This window comes from Catenovulum agarivorans YM01 (assembly GCF_000281085.1).
Classification (GTDB): Bacteria; Pseudomonadota; Gammaproteobacteria; order Enterobacterales; family Alteromonadaceae; genus Catenovulum; species Catenovulum agarivorans.
In genome coordinates this window covers 115804-131079 of sequence record NZ_JH767535.1, presented here as the reverse complement: position 1 = coordinate 131079, position 15276 = coordinate 115804, and the positions used below count along the sequence as shown (strand labels likewise).

15 protein-coding genes are annotated in these 15276 nt (G+C 40.5%); 12 read left to right on the top strand and 3 right to left on the bottom strand.

Annotated elements, in window-relative coordinates:
- The first annotated feature begins 19 nt into the window (after nt 1-19).
- Together WSC_RS0117600 and WSC_RS0117595 are read left to right on the top strand one after the other, a co-directional pair.
- Nucleotides 20-940 carry a TIGR01777 family oxidoreductase gene (locus tag WSC_RS0117600; RefSeq protein WP_016957272.1) on the top strand — a complete coding sequence of 307 codons (921 nt, stop codon included), beginning with the start codon at nt 20-22 and terminating at the stop codon, nt 938-940.
- A gap of 167 nt (nt 941-1107) precedes the next feature.
- Complete coding sequence (locus tag WSC_RS0117595) at nt 1108-1374, top strand: helix-turn-helix transcriptional regulator (RefSeq protein WP_016957271.1); 267 nt, start codon at nt 1108-1110, stop codon at nt 1372-1374.
- Between the two features lie 21 nt (nt 1375-1395).
- On the opposite strand, the gene WSC_RS0117590 is transcribed toward WSC_RS0117595, so the two are convergent.
- Nucleotides 1396-1902: a DNA-deoxyinosine glycosylase gene (locus WSC_RS0117590; RefSeq protein WP_016957270.1), complete on the bottom strand. Its 507-nt coding sequence runs from the start codon at nt 1900-1902 to the stop codon at nt 1396-1398.
- Between the two features lie 146 nt (nt 1903-2048).
- Between WSC_RS0117590 and WSC_RS0117585 the strand changes: the two genes are divergently transcribed.
- The 10 genes from WSC_RS0117585 (at nt 2049) to WSC_RS0117540 (ending at nt 13508) form a co-directional block, all read left to right on the top strand.
- Complete coding sequence (locus WSC_RS0117585) at nt 2049-3005, top strand: AAA family ATPase (RefSeq protein WP_016957269.1); 957 nt, start codon at nt 2049-2051, stop codon at nt 3003-3005.
- Nucleotides 3006-3013: 8 nt separating this feature from the next.
- Complete coding sequence (locus WSC_RS0117580) at nt 3014-3973, top strand: DUF58 domain-containing protein (protein ID WP_016957268.1); 960 nt, start codon at nt 3014-3016, stop codon at nt 3971-3973.
- Nucleotides 3970-4467: a DUF4381 domain-containing protein gene (locus WSC_RS24370; protein ID WP_016957267.1), complete on the top strand. Its 498-nt coding sequence runs from the start codon at nt 3970-3972 to the stop codon at nt 4465-4467. The genes WSC_RS0117580 and WSC_RS24370 overlap by 4 nt, the downstream gene beginning before the upstream one ends.
- A complete protein-coding gene (locus WSC_RS0117570; RefSeq protein WP_016957266.1) occupies nt 4460-5506 on the top strand; it encodes a vWA domain-containing protein in 1047 nt (348 codons plus the stop codon). Before WSC_RS24370 ends, WSC_RS0117570 begins: the two co-directional genes overlap by 8 nt.
- Complete coding sequence (locus WSC_RS0117565; RefSeq protein ID WP_016957265.1) at nt 5506-7422, top strand: vWA domain-containing protein; 1917 nt, start codon at nt 5506-5508, stop codon at nt 7420-7422. Before WSC_RS0117570 ends, WSC_RS0117565 begins: the two co-directional genes overlap by 1 nt.
- Nucleotides 7416-9134 (top strand): BatD family protein, encoded by a 1719-nt coding sequence (locus tag WSC_RS0117560; protein WP_016957264.1) that lies wholly within the window; start codon nt 7416-7418, stop codon nt 9132-9134. The genes WSC_RS0117565 and WSC_RS0117560 overlap by 7 nt, the downstream gene beginning before the upstream one ends.
- Before the next feature lie 9 nt (nt 9135-9143).
- On the top strand, nt 9144-9707 hold the full coding sequence (locus WSC_RS0117555; protein ID WP_016957263.1) for a sigma-70 family RNA polymerase sigma factor: 564 nt from the start codon (nt 9144-9146) through the stop codon (nt 9705-9707).
- Nucleotides 9700-10413 carry a DUF3379 family protein gene (locus WSC_RS23250; protein WP_016957262.1) on the top strand — a complete coding sequence of 238 codons (714 nt, stop codon included), beginning with the start codon at nt 9700-9702 and terminating at the stop codon, nt 10411-10413. The genes WSC_RS0117555 and WSC_RS23250 overlap by 8 nt, the downstream gene beginning before the upstream one ends.
- 134 nt (nt 10414-10547) lie before the next feature.
- Nucleotides 10548-12323: a choice-of-anchor I family protein gene (locus WSC_RS0117545; protein WP_016957261.1), complete on the top strand. Its 1776-nt coding sequence runs from the start codon at nt 10548-10550 to the stop codon at nt 12321-12323.
- 306 nt (nt 12324-12629) lie between these two features.
- On the top strand, nt 12630-13508 hold the full coding sequence (locus WSC_RS0117540; RefSeq protein ID WP_026016925.1) for an HDOD domain-containing protein: 879 nt from the start codon (nt 12630-12632) through the stop codon (nt 13506-13508).
- Between the two features lie 17 nt (nt 13509-13525).
- On the opposite strand, the gene WSC_RS0117535 is transcribed toward WSC_RS0117540, so the two are convergent.
- Both WSC_RS0117535 and WSC_RS0117530 read right to left on the bottom strand, forming a co-directional pair.
- Nucleotides 13526-14326, bottom strand: coding sequence for a PhzF family phenazine biosynthesis protein (locus WSC_RS0117535; RefSeq protein WP_016957259.1), 801 nt, complete (start codon nt 14324-14326; stop codon nt 13526-13528).
- A 15-nt stretch (nt 14327-14341) separates the two neighbouring features.
- Complete coding sequence (locus WSC_RS0117530; protein WP_016957258.1) at nt 14342-15271, bottom strand: AgmX/PglI C-terminal domain-containing protein; 930 nt, start codon at nt 15269-15271, stop codon at nt 14342-14344.
- Between the last annotated feature and the right edge of the window lie 5 nt (nt 15272-15276).

The window sequence follows — 15276 nt, the reverse complement described above, 5'->3', positions numbered from 1 at the left end:
ATCAGCTAAGGTGTCTGTTATGAAAATTTTGATAACTGGCGGTACAGGTTTAATTGGTCGTGCATTAATTAGCAGCTTGTTAGCTGATGCTAAAGCTAACAACAACTCAAACAACCATATTAGTGTGTTAACCCGCACTCCCGCCAAAGCACAAAAGTTATTGCCTGACGAAGTTGATTTGCTTTCGCAGTTGCCCGCAGCTAACGAGTTTAATTTTGATATTGTGGTTAACCTTGCAGGCGAGCCGATTGCTGATAAAAGATGGAGCGATTCGCAAAAAGATAAAATTTGCCAAAGCCGCTGGCAGATAACGCAACAATTAGCTGACTTAATTAACCAAACTGAACACAAACCACAGGTGTTTATATCAGGCTCGGCCATTGGTTATTACGGCAGACAAGCCGATAGCGAACAAGTAGACGAAAGCAACTATCAAGTTCATCCAGAATTTACTTATGAAGTGTGTAAAAAGTGGGAAGATATAGCGCTGAGTTGCAATAGCAATACGCGCGTTTGTGTTATTCGCACCGGCATAGTTTTAAGTAGAGATGGTGGCGCGCTGGCTAAAATGTTACTGCCGTTTAAGTTGGGTTTAGGTGGGCCAATGGGTAGTGGCAGGCAAATGATGTCGTGGATTTATATTGACGACCATATCAATGCGATTAAGTTTTTAATTGAACATCAGCACTGCCATGGTGCTATTAACCTAACTGCGCCAAACCCCGTATCTAATACAACCTTTAGTCAGACCTTAGCCAAAGTACTACATCGCCCTTGCATATTTCGCACGCCCAAATGGGTATTAAGTAGCATTTTTGGAGAAATGTCAGACATTATCTTGACAGGTCAGGCTGTGTGGCCTAAGTATTTAACTGACCAAGGTTTTTCTTTTCAATATAACAGTTTAGAATCCGCCTTGTCTAAATGCGTAGGCAGTTAACGCGTTAACTGCTCCTATCAGTTGTAAAAACACACTTAATGACTTTAATCCCCTTATTTTACATGATATAAAGTCACAGATAGGAGCTTAAAACCAAATATGAATATATTTTTTATAGGTGGTTTTAAGTGAAGTCCAAATTTTAAAAAGAGTAGTAGTTGGATATTATGGACAAATTTTTTAGCGGTAAACAAATAGAAGCAGCCCGTAAAGCTGTTGGTTTGGCTCAAAAAGATTTATATCAAGCAGCCAAAGTATCACGAGCGACTTACCACAACTGGGTAGTAGGTAAAAGTGAGCCAAATGTAAGTCAGTTTTTAGCAATGATGCAAATATGCTGGCAACGCTCACCCGAAACAAAAGCTAACGACGAATTCCAAAGTTTAATTAAAAACTTGGTGACCGTTGGCAAACCTAACGCCATAGCAGACTAAGACCACCTGCAAGAAAAAGAGTTAAAAGTTGGCATCGGCTAATGCTTGGTGCCAAACTTTTTCTTTGTCTTGATACTTCATTGCAGCATATGCCGGGCTAGTTGATGGCAGCTTGTATATCTGCAACCCTTCTACACTTTCCAATTTTGTAAGCACTTTCTTTTCAAATAAGCTAATGGCTTTTTGCCCATTTAAAAACACATGTTTAATTTTGTTGTATTCAGCAAATAATTGCTCAAATGGGTTGGTTTGAATGCTACTGGTAACAATTGCTGAGTCTAAACTGCCTTGGCGTTGGCAATGGGCGATAACGTCCCATAATGCAATGCCACTATTATTTAATTCAACAACATTTTGTTGATAGCTGTTGTCTGCATTAAATGCAAAATAGCTACGCATTATCGGCCAAAAAGCATTTCGTGGATGCGCATAATACTGCACGTTTTCTAACGACACCTGCCCCGGCATAGAGCCAAGTACAATACCTGTGCAATTTGCGCTAATTTGTGCGGTTAAACCTGTTAACAAGCAATTCACCATGTTTGTCTATTTAAACCATTGAATTATACATTTTTATCCCTATTAATACTCCAATAACCAATTAATGAACTTTTTGTACGGTGCTGAGTCTGACGAGCTCGGGTACAGATTAACTAACAGATAAGAATAAGATTATGCCGGCAGAACAATTTAACCAGCTAAAACACTATTTAGACACTCAAGTAATAGGTCAGCCAGAATTGACCGAAAGCATGTTAATTGCATTGTTAGCCAATGGTCACTTGTTGGTTGAAGGGCCGCCAGGTTTAGCAAAAACCCGCGCAATTAATGCCTTAGCTAAAGGAATTGATGGCGATTTTCACCGTGTGCAATTTACCCCAGACTTATTACCTGCCGATTTAACAGGTACAGATATTTATCGCCCTGAAAATGGTTCATTTGAGTTTCAGCCAGGGCCTTTGTTTCATAACCTAGTGTTGGCCGATGAAATAAACCGTGCGCCTGCTAAAGTGCAATCAGCTTTATTAGAAGCAATGGCAGAGCAACAAATTACCGTGGGCAAAAAAACCTACGCCCTGCCCGATTTATTTTTGGTTATGGCGACACAAAATCCGCTTGAGCAAGAAGGTACATATCCGTTACCAGAAGCTCAGCTAGATCGCTTTTTAATGCATTTAGAAATTGATTACCCGGGCGCAGAAGTTGAACAACAAATTTTGCGTTTAACCCGAGGCGAAGCCTTAAGCAAATCAGTTAGCTTAACTGACAAGCTGTCACAACAAGACATTTTTGCCGCTCGCGAAGCTGTATTAAGCATTCATATGGCAGATGCAATTGAACAATATATTGTTGATTTAATTGTCGCAACACGTCAGCCAGCCAAATACGATGCGCAATTAGCCAGTTGGTTAGGGTTTGGTGCTTCACCACGTGCAACTATTTCATTAGACAGATGCGCCCGTGCCAAAGCTTGGTTAGCAGGTCGTGATTTTGTAACACCAGAAGATGTGCAAGCTGTGTTTCATAATGTGTTGCGTCATCGTTTGGTATTAACCTACGAAGCAGAAGCAGATGGTGTTAAAGCCAACGACGTATTAGATAAAATTTTACAACTTGTCGCTGTTGCGTAATTCGCCTTATGTCAGCTAAACATTTAGATTGGCTGCAGTCTATTTCAGCCGATGGATTAAAAGTTGCTATGCCTGAGTTGCTGCATTATCGCAGCAAAACGGGTTTGCTCGACTTGTCACCTAAACATGGTTTGCAAGCACGCCTTGCAGGCCAATATGTTTCGGCGCACAAGGGCCGTGGTATGGAGTTTGACGAAGTTCGCCATTATCAGCCGGGTGACGATATTCGTATGATAGATTGGCGTGTTACCGCGCGTACCAATGTTACCCATACTAAATTGTTCCGCGAAGAACGCGAACGCCCTGTGTTTATTGTCACTGATTTATCTGAGTCTATGCAGTTTGGCAGTCAGCTTATGTTTAAGTCGGTACAAGCTAGTCATTTAGCGTCTTTAATGGCTTGGTCGGTTAACCGTATGGGCGATCGTTTAGGTGGTATCGTTTTTAACGAGCAACAACATAACGAACAAAAACCCAAAGCGCGCACACCTGCGGTTTTACACTATTTGCATCATTTACAACAAATGACCAAACAAATCAGTGAGCAGACTGACGAGCAAACAGCAAACAACAGCGCTAAATCAGACAATCATTTCACCCAAACTTGCATGCGCCTGCGCCGCTTAGCCCGCCCAGGTAGCTTAGTAATTATCATAAGTGATTTTCACAACCTTAATGAAGTTGCAGCCAAACACTTAACTTTGTTATCGCAACATTGTGAGTTAATGGCGTATCGCATTTTTGACCCTATGGAACAAGCTTTACCTAAATTTTCTGGGCGCATGAATTTGCCCGTTGAATACAATGGTGAACAAGGTGTTGTGACTTTAGGTGATAAAAAAATTGCACAGAGTTATCAAACTGAATACCAACAAATGATAGACCAGCAAGACACTTGGTTAAGACGCTGCCGCTGCACTGCAATTAATATTAGTGCGGGCGAACCGTTAGAGGTACAACTTAGATGAATCCGAACGATTTAATGGAAGCATTTAAAGATGTGCAAGTACCAGCAGAAACCAGTTGGTGGCCGCTAGCTTGGGGTTGGTGGTTAGTTATTATTCTAGCCTTGGTGCTTGTAATTGCCCTTGGCCGTTATATCTACCAACACAAAAAATTTAATACATTTAAAAAGCAGATTATTAAACAGCTTAAGCCTAGTTTATCTGCCAAACAAGCAGCCGTGTTGCTAAAACAACTGGCAATGCATTATTACGGTCGTGCGAGTGTTGCTAGTTTATCAGCCAGCCAAATGCATGAATTTTGGTTGAATAAAGTAGTTAAACACACAGAAAAGTCTGCTAAAAAATGGCAACCAGCTGAACTTAATTTATTAAGTAGTTTGTACAGCCACCAATATGCGGCCGAAGATCACAGCCAAATACTTTCAGCCGAACAGTTAGCAGCTGTGGTGAAATTAGTTAAACAGATCAGTCGTAAAAATGGAGCCCAAGATGTTTGAAGTTGAGTGGCCGTGGATATTTTTACTCCTTCCTTTACCTTGGTTAATAACCAAGTTTGTAACCAATAAAACCCAGCTTGAAGGTGCGCGGTTAAAAGCACCATTTCTGTCGAAGCATAGTTTAACTCAGCAGCAAACGGCTGAGTCGAAAACATCTATTGGCAAAACTTTAGCCGCTTGGCTTATTTGGTTAAGTTTATTAGCATCCGCCAGTCAACCAATGTGGGTTGGCGAGCCGATTACTTTACCAGCCGAAGGTCGCGACATTATGCTGGCGGTCGATTTATCAGGCTCTATGGAAATGGACGACATGGTGATTAACGGGCAAAAAGTTAACCGCTTAGATATGACAAAGTTTGTATTGAAAGACTTTATTCAGCGCCGTTTGGGCGATCGCCTAGGGCTTATTTTATTTGCTGACACCGCCTATTTACAAACACCCCTGACTCGCGACTTAAATACAGTTGCACAAATGTTGGATGAAACTGTAATTGGTTTAGTGGGTGATAAAACCGCTATTGGTGATGCTATGGGTTTAGCAGCTAAACGTTTTGCCGCCAAAGACAACAGCAATAAAATTTTAATTTTATTAACTGATGGGCAAAATACCTCTGGCAACTTACAACCAAAAGAAGCACTGCAACTGGCTAAAAGCGAAGGCATTAAAATTTATACCATAGGTGTTGGTGCTGATGAGATGTTGGTTAAAGGCTTTTTTGGTTATCAAAAACATAACCCGTCAGCTGATCTAGATGAAAAAACCTTAAGCAATATTGCTAAAGAAACTGGTGGTTTATATTTCCGAGCGCGTGATGCAGGTGAGCTAAGCAAAATTTACGCTGAGTTAGATAAATTAGAGCCAATTAGTGAAGAAGCCATTCAGTTAAGGCCACAAACCAGTTTGTTCTATTGGCCTTTGTCGCTCGGCTTTATTCTAACTTTATTGCTAACACTAACGCCGTTGTTATTTCAGTTTAAAATGCAGCTTAGCGATAAGTTAAGTGCCAAGTTGAACGCTAAACCAGAAGGAGCTAAATAATGAGTGATTTTCATTTTTTACGCCCTGAATGGTTAATCGCCTTACTGCCTTGTATTCTGTTGGCTTGGTATATGAAAAAACACCAGCTTATACAATCAAGCTGGCATAAATTTATTCCACCCCACTTGGCAACTAAACTGCTGTCAAACAGCAGCCAAGTTAAACAGTTTCCTTTGTACAGTTTAGTTTTTTTGTTGACTGTTATTATTGTCGCGCTAGCTGGCCCTGCGTGGGAAAAACGCCCACAACCAGTATTTAGCGCCGATATTGGCCGAGTGATTTTATTCGACTTATCTATGTCGATGCGCTCGGAAGATTTGAAACCAGACCGCTTAACTCAAGCGCGTTTTAAAGCTATTGATCTCGCACGACAAATTACTGAAGGTGAATTAGGTTTAGTAGCGTATGCGGGTGATGCTTTTACCATTAGCCCACTGACGCCAGACAGCAAAAACGTTGTTGCATTACTACCAAGCCTACAGCCAGAAATTATGCCGGTTATGGGCAGCGACGCAGGTTTAGGTATTTTAGAGGCAATTGAGTTATTAAAAAATGCTGGCCATGTGAAAGGTGAAATTTATTGGTTTACCGACCATGTAAGTGAGCTTGAATTTAAAGATGTTGGTAGCTATTTAAAAAATACCGATTACACCTTAGTTGTATTTGGTGTTGGTACACCACAAGGCGCACCAATAAAGTTGCAATCAGGCGAGTTATTAAAAGATAGCGCTGGCGGCATTGTTATTCCGAAGTTAAATGAATCGGAACTTTCAACCCTTGCAAGCTCAGTTGCTGGCCATTATCACAGATTAACAACCAACGATCGTGATATTAAATATGTAACTAATAGCCTTGAAAAACAAAACCGCAATGCTAAACAGCAGCAAACTGAAATTACCGGTGATGCTTGGTTTGATTTTGGTGCAGTTTTATCTGTTCTCGCCCTGCCGTTGTTTTTATGGTTTGCGCGTCAGCAAAGTTTGTTTGTGATCCCTCTACTGTTTTTATCTATGGGTTATAGCAATGATAGTTATGCAGGTGTATTTGATTCGATATTTAAAAACGACAATCAACAAGCTTTAACTGCTTTGCAGCAAGAAAACTATCAAGATGCGGGTGCGCTAGCGTCTGATCCTGCAATAAAAGGTTCAGCTTTATTTAAACAAGGTGATTTAGAAGGCGCGGTTGAGCAGTTTTCTAAACTAGATACGGCCGATGCTTTTTATAATAAAGGTAATGCTTTGGCGCAGTTGGGTAAATTAGACGAAGCGATTGAAGCCTATGATGAAGCGTTAAAACGCAATGCTGATTTTGAAAAAGCGCAAAAGAATAAAGCACTTGCTGAGCAGTTGAAAAATCAACAACAGCAGCAACAAAATCAAGATGGCCAGCAGAATCAAGATGATCAGCAACAGCAAGATGGCCAACAACAGCAAGATGGCCAACAACAGCAAGACGGTCAACAACAGCAAGATGGTCAGCAACAGCAAGACGGTCAACAACAGCAAGACGGTCAACAACAGCAAGACGGTCAGCAACAACAAGACGGTCAGCAACAACAAGACGGTCAGCAACAGCAAGATGGTCAGCAACAGCAAGATGGTCAGCAACAACAAGATGGTCAGCAACAGCAAGATCAACAAACCCAAGCTGAAAAAAATAAACAAGAGCAGTTGCAAAAAATGCTCGAAAACGCTCAACAAAATGGTGAAGAGTCAGATGAAAATGGCGAGCAACAAGTTATGCAGCCAATGACTGAAGAGCAAAGAGCTGAACAAGAGCAGCAACAAATTATGCGTAAATTATTAAATAAAGTGGATGATGATCCTTCTTATTTATTGCGCCGCAAAATGCAACTTGAATATCAACAACGTCGTCGTTCTCAAGCACCAACAGGAGTAACACAGCCTTGGTAACAATTAAAAAAATATGCTTGTTAATTAGTTTAAGTTTAATCACTTTTGCAAAAGCTTATGCGTTAGAAGTGGTTGCAAGCGTTAGTCAAAACCCAGCGGTTATTAACGAATCTATCGATTTAATAGTTACGGTAGATGATAAAGTCGATAGCTCAATATTCGATTTTAAAGTGCTAGAAGATAACTTTAGAGTTTTAGGCACATCGGTTAGCCAACAAACCCGTATGGTGAATTTTGATACCACCCGCGAAACGCGTTTTACCACGAGATTAATTCCTAAAGCTGCGGGTACTTTTACCATTCCAGCATTTAGTTATAAAGGTGCAAGTTCAACACCAATAAAACTGCAAGTAGTTGGCAAAAGTGCACAACAAACTGCAGCGCAAGATCAAGATATTTATATCGAAGCAGAGCTTTCAGCTGATTCTGTCTGGTTACAGCAGCAAGTTAGTTACACAGCAAAGTTATTTATTGGCGTTAACCTAAATAGTGGTTCATTAACTCAACCTGAAATTGCGGGCGCTTTGGTTGAACAACAAGGCAAAGATAAAGAAAACGAAACTCTGGTTAATGGTCGCCGTTATCGCGTAATTGAACGCACTTATTTGATTACACCTCAGCGCAGTGGCGAATTTGTTATCGATGGCCCACTCTTTCAGGGTGAAGTGGTTGATGGTAGACGCAGCCAGTTTTTCTTTAATCAAACCAAAACTATTACCCGCACAGGCCCTTCATTAACTTTGGATGTAAAACCTATTCCAGATAATTATGCAGGCCACTGGTTACCCTCTGAATTGGTTATGCTGAATGATGAAATATCGCCACCACAACAAGAATATCCAGTTGGTGAGCCAATCACCCGTACCATTACCTTATCGGCATTGAATGTCAGCGCTGAGCAGTTACCCGAAATAAAAGTGGAATACCCAAGCAGCTTTAAAGTGTATCCTGATCAAGCGCAAACCCATACCAGTGCGCGTAACAACCAAGTGATTGCCCAGCGTATTGAAACCGCGGCGATAGTGCCTAGCAAAATCGGTGAGTTTATTCTGCCTGAAATTAAACTGACTTGGTGGAATACCACGCGTGAGAAAATGGAAACCACCACAGTCGCAGAACAAAAAATTAAAGTGGTTGCGAATCCTAATCAACAGGTTGTTACACCAGTTGCTGGCCACAACACTGAAGCAATTGAATGTATTGATGTTGTTGAAGATGACAAAACAGATGCTAGCGCAACTACTACGCCTACCCCAATCAATGACAACCAATCTATTTGGTCGAATATTTATGTTTTAGGGCTAATTGGATTAACTATTATTAGTTGGTTAATTACCCTTTGGATATGGTTTGCCAACAAAAAATCAGCACCAGCAAAAACATCAATTGAAAACAATAATGGCCGTGATGAAAAATTAGCTTGGCAACAACTACTAAAATCACTCAAAAATAATGATGCCAGCGACATTCGCAGCAAGTTGCAAGTTTGGTTAAACCTGTTGTTACAAACCGAACATAATTTAGTTTTAGCTAAATTACTTAATCAAATAGCTGATAAAACTGTCGCTGAACAGTTGGCAGCAATGGAAGCAAGCCGCTATAGTAAACAACCAAGTAGTTGGAGCAGTGACCAACTGAAAAACGCATTAACTAAAGTTCGTAATCAACATTTAGTTAAGCAACAACCGCAGTTGAACAAATTAAATCCTTAGCGGAAAAAAATGAAATTATTTTCTCGAAATAAATCGGACAAAGTGTCGGTCTTATCTGACATGAGAGAAAAACAGCGCCAATACGAAGCTTTGGTCAGTGCATATCATAAAGATTTGTACCGCTATGCGTATTGGCTGATCCAAGACCAGCATATAGCCGAAGACGTGGTGCAAGAAACCTTTTTGCGCGCGTGGAAAAGCTTAGATAGTTTGGTGGATGCAAAAGCGGCTAAGTCGTGGTTAATTACCATTTTACGCCGCGAAAATGCCCGTCGATTCGAGCGCAAACAATTTGATATGAGCGAATACGACGAACCAAACATCTTAGATAAATCGACCGATATTGAAGACGACACAGAACAATATTGGTTGAATCGGCAAATTAATAAATTACCACTGGAATATAGAGAACCGCTTGTGTTGCAGGTTGTTGCTGGTTTTAGTGGCGATGAAATTGCAGGTTTGTTGGATTTAAACAAAAACACTGTAATGACACGGCTGTTCCGAGCGAGAAATATGTTGAAAGAAGCGTTGGATAACAACCCAACGTTAGAGAGGTCCGCGAATGGATGATTTAGAATTCAGACGCAAGGTATTTGCTGATCCAAAACATTTGGATGATGAAATTAAACAAGCAGCGCAAGCTGATGCAAGTAAAAAGCGTTTTGTAGATGAAATGCAAAATCTAGAAAGCAAACTTGAGCGAGCAATGAAAGTAGATGTGCCTGACGACTTGGCCAGCCGAATTATCTTACGTCAGTCACTTGATCAACACAAAAGTGAACAAAAACGTAAAATGACTTGGTATATGGCAACTGCAGCCTCTGTTGCATTTGCTATCGGTATTGGTTTTAGTCAAATGAGCCAAGATCCTGAATTTACCAATATTAATCAGTTAGCCATGCAACATGTTTACGACGACGCTATGTATCATGCATCGTTAGATTTAGATGTACCACTTACTGAAGTAAATGCCAAATTAGCAGGTTATGGCGCTGAATTAACCGATTCTATCGGCCATATTTATTCGGCCAATTATTGCCAAATGCAGGCTATTCGTGCACTACATTTAGTCATTGATGGCAAACAAGGCCAGGTAAATATATTTGTTATGCCTAAAACTGATGTTGAGTTAGATTGGCAACATATAGCAGATGAAAAAATGCAAGGCAAAGCCTCTAGGCTACAAGGTGTAGATGTTATTTATATAGCACCGAAACAAGAAGATATGCAGCAAGTGCAAAGTCATCTTGAAAACAAACTTAAGTGGCGCATTTAAAGCGCCACGCTCCTTTCCACAAACAAGTAGTCAGATAGCCTTAATATAGCTGTCACATTGACGTAATCTAGTTGTCACTCCGGTCATTTATTGTGTTGCGCAATCACAAATAGACTGACAATGGTACAACTAGAATGTTTAAAAAATCTCTTATTTGCGCTGCAATGCTTACAGGGTTAACGGCCTGTAGCTTAGAAATTAACACTGACACTGATTCAGATATGCCTAAAGGCGACAAACATGTTCAAATGGATATGTTAGGCCGTGTGGTTTTAAACGCACAATCACCTGAAGGTGCAGCTGAAATTGTTGCTTTCCAAAAATCAACTGGCTACATATACGCAGTAAATAGCTCTGGTGATGACGCGACTGTTGAAGTTATCGACTTAAACGGTGCAGACGCTGACGCTTTAACAGCTGACGACGAAGGTGTAATCAACAATCAAAACCTAAGCATCATGTACACTTTAAAAGTAAGTGATGATGTTGCGGGTGATGCAAACAGTATCGCGATTCACGATGGTGAAGAGTTATTAGCAGTTGCTATGGCTGGCGCGGCTGGCACTAAAGGCAAAATTGCGTTTTATGATATCTCAGGTGCAACGCCTGCTTTCATTAAAGCAGTTGAAGTTGGTTATTTACCAGATATGGTGACTTTCAATAATGCTGGTACGCAAGTATTAGTTGCAAACGAAGGTGAACCTTCTGGCGATTATTCCGTAGACCCTGAAGGCTCGGTATCAATTATCATGATAGCTAACGGCGTTATTGCTGACACAGCACTTGATTTAGGTTTCGCTGATTACGCAAACCAAAAAGATATGTTAATGAGCCAAGGTGTTAAATTCGCTAACCCAAATAACGCATCAGTTAGCCAAGACTTAGAGCCTGAGTATGTTGCGGTAAGCAGCGACGACAAAATTGCCTTTGTTGCAATGCAAGAAAATAACGCTATTGCTGTTATCGACTTAGCTAAAACTGAAATCAAAACCATTTATGGTTTAGGTTTTAAAAACTGGAACATGTACAAAATTGACGTTTCAGACAAAGATTCTGGCATTGAGCTGAACAACTACGAAAACCTATATGGCATGTACCAACCAGACACAATCGCAGCTTACACTGTTGATGGTAAAAGTTACGTAGTAACCGCAAATGAAGGTGATGCACGTGAATATATTGACGATGCATTGTCTGGCGGCAGCGTAAAAGATGAAAACAAACAAGCCTGTGAGACAAAACATCCAAATGGTTTGTATGTTTTTGATGATGAAGAAATTTGTTTCTCTTACCTTGAAGAGTCTCGCATAAAAGACTTAGATGATATCGCACCACTAAGTGATAATTTACAAGCAACTTTTAATGCTAATGGCGGGAATGATGGTTTTGGCCGTTTATTGGTTACAACTGCTTTAGGTTATAACGCGGCAAACAATAAATACGAAAAACTATACGCATACGGTGCACGTTCATTCTCAATTTTTGATGAAATGGGTAATTTAGTATTCGATTCAGGTGATGATTTCGAAATGTACACCTCGTTAATGCACGGTGCTGCGTTTAACAACAACGAAGACGAAAATGAAGGTGATACCCGCTCTGATGCAAAAGGCCCAGAGCCAGAAGCATTAGCAATTGGTAAAATTGGCAGCAGAACTTATGCATTTATCGGTTTAGAGCGTATGGGTGGCATTTTTGTTTACGATATTACCGACCCTTACAATGCTAAATATTCAACTTACGTTATCAACCGTGGATTAGTTGAAGGCGCAGACATTACTGGTGATTTGGCTCCTGAAGGTATGAAGTTTGTTGATGCAGCAAACAGCCCAACTGGTAAGCCGCTATTAATTGTTGGTAATGAAATTTCTGGCAGCGTTAGCGTGTGGGAAGTTTCTGTAGATAAATAGCAGAGAAAGAAGAATAGCAATAACTAAAAGCAAAATTTCTTTTTCAGGGATGAAAAAGCGAAGCGTACATGGAGGTATTCACAGCGGTTTTGCGTTAGTTATTCTGGGCTTATTTCGTTGTCGCATATTGATCAGAAATTGAACTTCTGCTCTAAATTATTGCGCTACCTTTAATTAGTAACCAATTTCAAATCTGGTGAAAAATGTTTAAAAAAAGGCGTTATTTATTTTCGATAACGCCTTTTTTGATCTAGGCTTAAAGGAATTAAATTAACAACTTAGTCCACTTGAATAAGGATGTTCGTTTTGGCGCCTCCAATAGATAAAACCAAAGTATCACTAGCATTAGAAGGTTTTAACATCCCTCCCCGCCCAGAGTTATTGCTCGCTCTGCAAAATGAACTTGATAGCAGTGAACCTGACGTTAAACGAATTTCGCGGCTAATTAGTGTCGATATAGCAATATCGGGTTTTGTGCTTAAAGTGGTTAACTCACCCATATATGCTCTAACCAGACAAATAGACAATGTACAACAAGCTTGCTTGATTTTGGGAGCAAAGCGCATAGTGCAGCTCGTTCGGAGCATTTTGCTTAGGTATAACATCAGTGATAACAAACCTGATGCATTTATCAATGCTATTTGGGATTCGTCAGCAAAACTTGCAGCAGCTTGTATGGCAATATGCCAGCACCTACATTTAGACTTTGCAGACGAAGCATATTCAGTTGGTATGTTTAATAATGCGGGTATGGCATTAATTTACTGTAAACATAAAAACTACCCGTCTATTATTGAACAAGCTTATACGCAAGAACAAATAGATATCTCAGCGTTAGAAGAAAGCCATCTCAAAACCTCTCACGAACTCTTGAGTTTTATGATCGCCGATTCATGGGGACTGAGTCATGATGTCTGCAATGTTTTAGCCTACCATCATAGCTGCCAAACACTCTTCAATACCGGCGGTTTTCATGAAAAACAAATCTTGTCAGTGCTAAAACTAGCCGAGCATGTTCTGCAACTACATAAATGGTTAGGGAATACGGACGCTGATTTTGAATGGAAAATATATAGTGAGCAGGTATTAGATATTTTAGAGCTTGAGGTATTTCACTTAATAGATATCGGAGAGTATCTTTTCCAATGTGGTATCGAAAACCAATACCACGTGGAAAAGCATTAAAAGTAACTAAGATAAAATCAGCAAGCTATTGAACCTTTGCTAAACAAAGAGGCTTGGCCGCTGATAATAACGCGGTTGCCTTTTAGCTCTGTGAATAATTGACCACCACGTTTGGATAGCTGTTTTGCATGCATCTGGGTTTTGTTTAATCGCTCTGCCCATAATGGAATTAAATGCGTATATGCAGACCCCGTAACCGGATCTTCATTAATACCACACTGTGGCGCGAAAAATCGACAGACAAAATCACAATCATCACCTTTGGCTGTTGCTACAACAAAACGCTCTGATATCTGCTTTAACTCTAAAATGTACGGTTCAAGTTCAATTAACTCTTGCTGACTTGCAAACTCTAAAACTAAATATTCGCCCTTATAACTGGCTATTGGCTTTATATTAAAACAGCTTAACCAATCATCTTGCATTGGCACAGGTTTAGGTTTTTGATTAGGAAAATTAAGCCCATAACCATGCTGATTTTTTTCAACTTGCAACAAACCAGATTTAGAGCTGAAGTTAATCACAGGTGGCTGATAAGCTAACTGCTCATACAAGACAAAAGCTGCCGCAAGTGTTGCATGGCCACATAGATTAACTTCAGTTTCAGGTGTAAACCAACGGATATGAAATTGCCCAGCTTCCTCTACGAAAAAGCAAGTTTCAGATAGATTATTCTGCTCTGCAATTTGTTGCATTAGTTTGTCATCAAGCCAAGCTTCAAGTGGCACAATCGCTGCCGGGTTACCGGTAAAAGGCCCAAATGAAAAAGCATTCACTACGTATTGAGTTAAATTTTCTGATGCTTGGTAATCTGTCATATCACTTCCTAAGCTCTAGCTCGGTAAAAATTCAATCGTCCACTGAGTTGCAGTGTCTGCGACCTCTTTGCCAACAAACTGAATACCACGAAGTTTAACAATTAAACGTCTTTCTAATTTAGCATCGTTTAATTCACTACTCACGATAGAAACTTGGCTAATTTCCCCTGTGGACGTAACCAGCATTTCAAACACCACCTTGCCCGCCAGCAGCGGATTTTTGCGTAAAGCTTTGTTGTATATCTGATATAAACTTGCTTTGTGTGCTTCTAAGGTTTGACGAATTTCCTGTTCGGAGCGGCTGGCTAACTCACCTCCTTCAGTGGTTTCGTCAGCTACGCTTGCTTCATCATTGCCGTATAAACCTAAATCTTGTAACTGCTCGTTTTCAGCTAAACGCATTTGTTGATTTGGCACAGCATCGGCTTGTTCAGCCGCTTCCACTTTTGCCACTTGTGCTTGCTGCATGCTCGCAGCTTTTTTACCAGCAGTTGCATCTAACATATCACGCTTAAACTCTGTTTGCGTTTGTTTGCCTTGTTTTAGCGGCTGTTTCGGTTGCTCTACTTTTACTGCATCCCGCAGTGCAAATAACGAGTCTTTCATTGCTGCTAAACCCGCCTTTTGTGCGACTTTTTTCGCCGCTGCTTTGGCAGCTTGTTTTTTCTCGACAGGCGTTGGCTCTGGCGTTTTTTCTTCGATGATTTCTTGTGGTGCTGGTTCAGGTTTTGGTGGTATTTTTTTATCCAATACAACTTTTGCTAATTGTGGCGGCAAACGAGTTTGCTGCTCGCGGGTTAACTCAGGCACATCGATATTGGGTACAACCACTGCCACAACAAAATAACCGATAAACAGTACGGCTAATATTTGTTTAAACAGTTTGTCGGAATAACCGCCGTGCGCTAGCCATTGTGATTCCATTTGCATGCTTGCTGTTGTCATCACCA

What these genes read in the sequence shown, in the direction of transcription:
- WSC_RS24370 (WP_016957267.1), top strand. Translation starts at nt 3,970, where the DNA reads ATGAATCCGAACGATTTAATGGAAGCATTTAAAGATGTGCAAGTACCA.
- WSC_RS0117545 (WP_016957261.1), top strand. Translation starts at nt 10,548, where the DNA reads ATGTTTAAAAAATCTCTTATTTGCGCTGCAATGCTTACAGGGTTAACG.
- WSC_RS0117580 (WP_016957268.1), top strand. Translation starts at nt 3,014, where the DNA reads ATGTCAGCTAAACATTTAGATTGGCTGCAGTCTATTTCAGCCGATGGA.
- WSC_RS0117535 (WP_016957259.1), bottom strand. Translation starts at nt 14,326, where the DNA reads ATGACAGATTACCAAGCATCAGAAAATTTAACTCAATACGTAGTGAAT.
- WSC_RS0117570 (WP_016957266.1), top strand. Translation starts at nt 4,460, where the DNA reads ATGTTTGAAGTTGAGTGGCCGTGGATATTTTTACTCCTTCCTTTACCT.
- WSC_RS0117585 (WP_016957269.1), top strand. Translation starts at nt 2,049, where the DNA reads ATGCCGGCAGAACAATTTAACCAGCTAAAACACTATTTAGACACTCAA.
- WSC_RS23250 (WP_016957262.1), top strand. Translation starts at nt 9,700, where the DNA reads ATGGATGATTTAGAATTCAGACGCAAGGTATTTGCTGATCCAAAACAT.
- WSC_RS0117530 (WP_016957258.1), bottom strand. Translation starts at nt 15,271, where the DNA reads ATGACAACAGCAAGCATGCAAATGGAATCACAATGGCTAGCGCACGGC.
- WSC_RS0117555 (WP_016957263.1), top strand. Translation starts at nt 9,144, where the DNA reads ATGAAATTATTTTCTCGAAATAAATCGGACAAAGTGTCGGTCTTATCT.
- WSC_RS0117595 (WP_016957271.1), top strand. Translation starts at nt 1,108, where the DNA reads ATGGACAAATTTTTTAGCGGTAAACAAATAGAAGCAGCCCGTAAAGCT.
- WSC_RS0117600 (WP_016957272.1), top strand. Translation starts at nt 20, where the DNA reads ATGAAAATTTTGATAACTGGCGGTACAGGTTTAATTGGTCGTGCATTA.
- WSC_RS0117565 (WP_016957265.1), top strand. Translation starts at nt 5,506, where the DNA reads ATGAGTGATTTTCATTTTTTACGCCCTGAATGGTTAATCGCCTTACTG.